The organism is Streptomyces sp. ID05-39B, from assembly GCF_033794725.1.
Taxonomy (GTDB): Bacteria; Actinomycetota; Actinomycetes; order Streptomycetales; family Streptomycetaceae; genus Streptomyces; species Streptomyces bobili.
In genome coordinates, this window is the sequence record NZ_JARGEF010000425.1 from 1 (window position 1) to 3704 (window position 3704).

At 70.1% G+C, this 3704-nt stretch carries 4 protein-coding genes and 1 tRNA gene; all 5 read right to left on the reverse strand.

What is annotated here, in order from left to right:
* Positions 1-256: 256 nt before the first annotated feature.
* Entirely contained in the window at positions 257-796 is a 540-nt protein-coding gene (locus P1P75_RS40515) for a GNAT family N-acetyltransferase (RefSeq protein ID WP_319264773.1), read from the reverse strand.
* A gap of 71 nt (positions 797-867) precedes the next feature.
* Positions 868-940, reverse strand: a tRNA-His gene (locus P1P75_RS40520).
* A gap of 82 nt (positions 941-1022) precedes the next feature.
* Positions 1023-1625 carry an oligoribonuclease gene (gene orn, locus P1P75_RS40525; RefSeq protein ID WP_319264775.1) on the reverse strand — a complete coding sequence of 201 codons (603 nt, stop codon included), beginning with the start codon at positions 1623-1625 and terminating at the stop codon, positions 1023-1025.
* A gap of 117 nt (positions 1626-1742) precedes the next feature.
* A complete protein-coding gene (locus P1P75_RS40530) occupies positions 1743-2984 on the reverse strand; it encodes a helix-turn-helix domain-containing protein (RefSeq protein ID WP_319264777.1) in 1242 nt (413 codons plus the stop codon).
* A 378-nt stretch (positions 2985-3362) separates the two neighbouring features.
* Positions 3363-3701: a hypothetical protein gene (locus P1P75_RS40535; RefSeq protein ID WP_319264778.1), complete on the reverse strand. Its 339-nt coding sequence runs from the start codon at positions 3699-3701 to the stop codon at positions 3363-3365.
* Positions 3702-3704: the final 3 nt, after the last annotated feature.

A 3704-nucleotide genomic window follows, 5' to 3' on the forward strand; every position in this document is an offset into this window, starting at 1 on the left:
TCCCATCTGCCACAACAAGCGTCTACCGCCTCAGCCGGCCCGAAGCGGTCCGCCACCTGAACTGCAATGAAGCACCCCCGTCGGGACAAAACGCTCTTTTAGGGCGTGTTTCGAAAGTTGCGCCTGCCGGGCGACGCCTGGCACGCACGCCCGCCGCGTTGTCGGGGTCGTCCCGATACAACCAGTATCGGGATGATCCTCCGCCTTGCGATCGCACGCACCAGCGCCGCCCGGCCTGCCCTTCGGGCAGACGACGCTACTTTCGAAACGTGCCCTGGGTGTACTGACCTCCCGGGGTCACCAGCCGCCACCGCACCTCGCCGTCCTGCTCCTCCCCGGTCGGCGTGAGCCCCGCCGCGGCGGCGACGGCGGCCGAGGCGTGGTGCTCGGGGTGGATGTGGGCGACGACCGTACGGACACCTTGCTCGCGCAGCCCGTCGACCAGCGTCCGGGCGGCTTCCGTGGCGAGGCCCCGCCCCTGCCAGGGCGTCCCCACCATCCAGGCGATCTCCGCAAGCCGGCCTCCCTCGGCGAGGGTGGCCTGGACGGTGCCCACGAGAGCGCCCGTGTCGCGCAGCGCCAGTACCCAGTTCCACCAGGTCCGGGCGGGGTCGGGGGAGCCGGTGACGAGCCGCTCGTAGCGGGCGCGCAGGGCTTCCGGCGTGCTGGGGGAGCCGCCGATGAAGGTGTGCAGGGCCGGGTCGGACAGGACGGCGGCCATCTCCCGCGCGTGCTCAACGCGGAGGGGGACGAGATCGAGCCGCTCGGAGAGGAGGGGCTGGGCCTGGGGCTGCATGGTCGGCGCACTTCCTGGGGGAAACGAATCAGCCGGTGACCTTCTGAGAAGGTCACCGGCTGATTACTCAGGGTGAGTGACGGGACTTGAACCCGCGGCATCCTGGACCACAACCAGGTGCTCTACCAGCTGAGCTACACCCACCATGCCCGGCAGTCGACTTTGTGGTCTCCCTACCGGCCGAGAAAAAGTGTACAGGGTCTGAAGGGGTGCTCGCGCACGCCTTTTATCCGGCGGGCAGGACGTGCTTCGCGGCGATCGCCTTCGCGGTGTCGGAGTCCGGTCCGGGCTGCGGTACGAAGACGGCCTCGCGGTAGTAGCGCAGCTCCGCGATGGACTCGCGGATGTCGGCGAGGGCGCGGTGGTTGCCGTTCTTCTCGGGGCTGTTGAAGTAGGCCCGCGGGTACCAGCGTCGGGCCAGTTCCTTGATGGAGGAGACGTCGACGATCCGGTAGTGGAGGTAGCCCTCCAGCGTCGGCATGTCCCGCACCAGGAAGCCGCGGTCGGTGCCGACGGAGTTCCCGCACAGCGGGGCCTTGCCGGGTTCCTTCACGTGCTCGCGGATGTAGGCGAGGACCCGCTCCTCGGCGTCGGCGAGGGTCGTGCCGCCCGCCAGCTCGTCGAGCAGCCCGGACGAGGTGTGCATCTGACGCACCACCTCCGGCATCGTCACGAGGGCCGCGTCCGGCGGCCGTACGACGATGTCCACACCCTCGCCGAGGATGTTCAGCTCGGAGTCGGTGACGAGGGCGGCAACCTCGATGAGCGCGTCGTCGGACAGCGAGAGGCCGGTCATCTCGCAGTCGATCCACACCATGCGATCGTTCATGCGCCCACCCTAAGGGTGACGTGCCCTGATCCGTTCCCCCGCGTCACGCCGGACGTCCCGGGGGAAGAGCGGGAAGGGGCGGTGGGGGCGAGAACATCCACCCTCACCGCCCGCCCCTCACAGCCCGCTGCGCTGCCCCGGCAACCCGCCCCGGGACCCCGCGTACGCATCCACCGCACTCCCGGGCGCCGAACCGCCGGGGGCAAGCGCTCCCGCGGTCCGCCGGATCTGTGGCGGCACTCCCGCGGCTTCGGAGTGCAGGCCGGTGGATCCCCCGCCCGCTCCCCCCGCCGCGAGGGCGGCAGCCGTCTCACTCTCCGCCAGAGGCACCCGTTCGCTCTGCGGCCGTCGCGCCCGGTAGGCCGCCCGGTAGGCGGCCGGTGAAGATCCGAGCTGCCGCCGGAAGTGCCCGCGCAGCGCGACCGGCGAGCGGAATCCGCACCGGCCGGCGACCTCGTCGACGGAGTAGTCCGACGTCTCCAGCAGCCGCTGCGCCTGAAGCACCCGCTGGGTGATCAGCCATTGCAGCGGCGCGCTGCCGGTCAGTGACCGGAAGCGACGGTCGAACGTCCGCCGGCTCATGTACGCGCGAGCGGCCAGCGTCTCCACGTCGAACTGTTCGTGGAGATGCTCCAGCGCCCAGGCGACGACCTCCGCGAGGGGGTCGGCGCCGATCTCCTCCGGTAAAGACCGGTCGAGGTAGCGCTCCTGGCCGCCTGTCCGGCGCGGCGGGACCACGAGCCGGCGGGCGAGCGCACCGGCCGCCTCGTTCCCGTGGTCCGTCCGCACGATGTGCAGACAGAGATCGATTCCAGCCGCTGTCCCGGCCGACGTCAGCACATCGCCGTCGTCGACGAACAGCTCGCGTGGATCGACGTGCACCGACGGATAGCGCTTGGCCAGTGTCGGTGCGTACATCCAGTGTGTCGTGGCCGGCCGGCCGTCCAGCAGACCTGCGGCGGCCAGCACGAACGCGCCGGTGCACAGGCCCACGATGCGGGCGCCCTCTTCGTGCGCTCGGCGCAGTGCGTCGAGCGCGTCCGCCGGTGGCGGGGAGGTGATCGAGCGCCAGGCCGGTACGACGACCGTTCCTGCCCTCGATATCGCCTCCAGGCCATGTGGCGCGGTGAGTTCCAGGCCCCCTGTGGTCCGCAGCGGGCCGTCCTCGCCTGCGCATACCAATAGTCGGTAGCGAGGCACGCCGGCGTCCTGGCGGTCAATCCCGAACACCGACAGCGGAATGGAACTTTCGAAGATGGGGCCGCCGCTGAACAGCAGCACCGCGACGATCTCCTTGCGGCGTCGCCCGGAAAGTTTCCGGGCCGCGGCTTCCGGCGCGGCAGTGGAGTCGTGGCTCATCCTGCTAAGCCCCCCTCGGTGGTCGCGGCTCCTCGGTTGTGTCGCTCCTGCACGTTTCCCCTCGGTCCTGCACGAGTCCCCCGCCGTAGACAATCAAGATCGAAATCTACTGTGTCGCGAGATGCCGGAGTGGCCAGTTCGTCACCCGGCACATTGTCGACATGGCAACTTGGCGTGAAGCATTCGATCACGAAGCGTTGCACTCGTGGGCCGTGCGGGGAAGTGCGCCTCGTCGCAGTGGCCAATCCACGTAGGGTGCGCAGCCCCTCTGAGGGCCTTTCCACGCAGGTCGAACGGGGTGAGGGGGGTGGTTGCGGCAAGCGATGCGCGGTATCCGGAAGTTGGCTGAAAAGATACGTGCGCGTGCGTGAAAACCGGTCAACCGACCGGTGTACTTCGGTCATGGTGACGACCGCCACGGTGGGACCCCGTTCCGGGGCGCTGCCGGTGTCCCCCATGGGGCATGTGCGGTACGTGGGGCGGGGCTTCCGTGTCGAGGAGCCGGGCCGCGCACTGCTCGGAGCGGCGCAGCAGTAGCCGGCAGACGGCGGTGACGGCGGCCAGTCCGACGGCGGTGCCGGCGGTTCCGGCCAGCGAGGTGCCGTACCAGAGGAGGACCACCGGGACGAGGACACAGCTGAAGGCCGCCCAGCGGATCAGCTCCGTCGTCCTGTCGTCGCCTGCGTGGGCCTCGGGGGCCGGGCGGGATGAGGGCATGGG

Coding starts and splice junctions, on each gene's coding strand:
- P1P75_RS40530 (WP_319264777.1), bottom strand. CDS start 2,984: ATGAGCCACGACTCCACTGCCGCGCCGGAAGCCGCGGCCCGGAAACTT.
- P1P75_RS40535 (WP_319264778.1), bottom strand. CDS start 3,701: ATGCCCTCATCCCGCCCGGCCCCCGAGGCCCACGCAGGCGACGACAGG.
- P1P75_RS40515 (WP_319264773.1), bottom strand. CDS start 796: ATGCAGCCCCAGGCCCAGCCCCTCCTCTCCGAGCGGCTCGATCTCGTC.
- orn (WP_319264775.1), bottom strand. CDS start 1,625: ATGAACGATCGCATGGTGTGGATCGACTGCGAGATGACCGGCCTCTCG.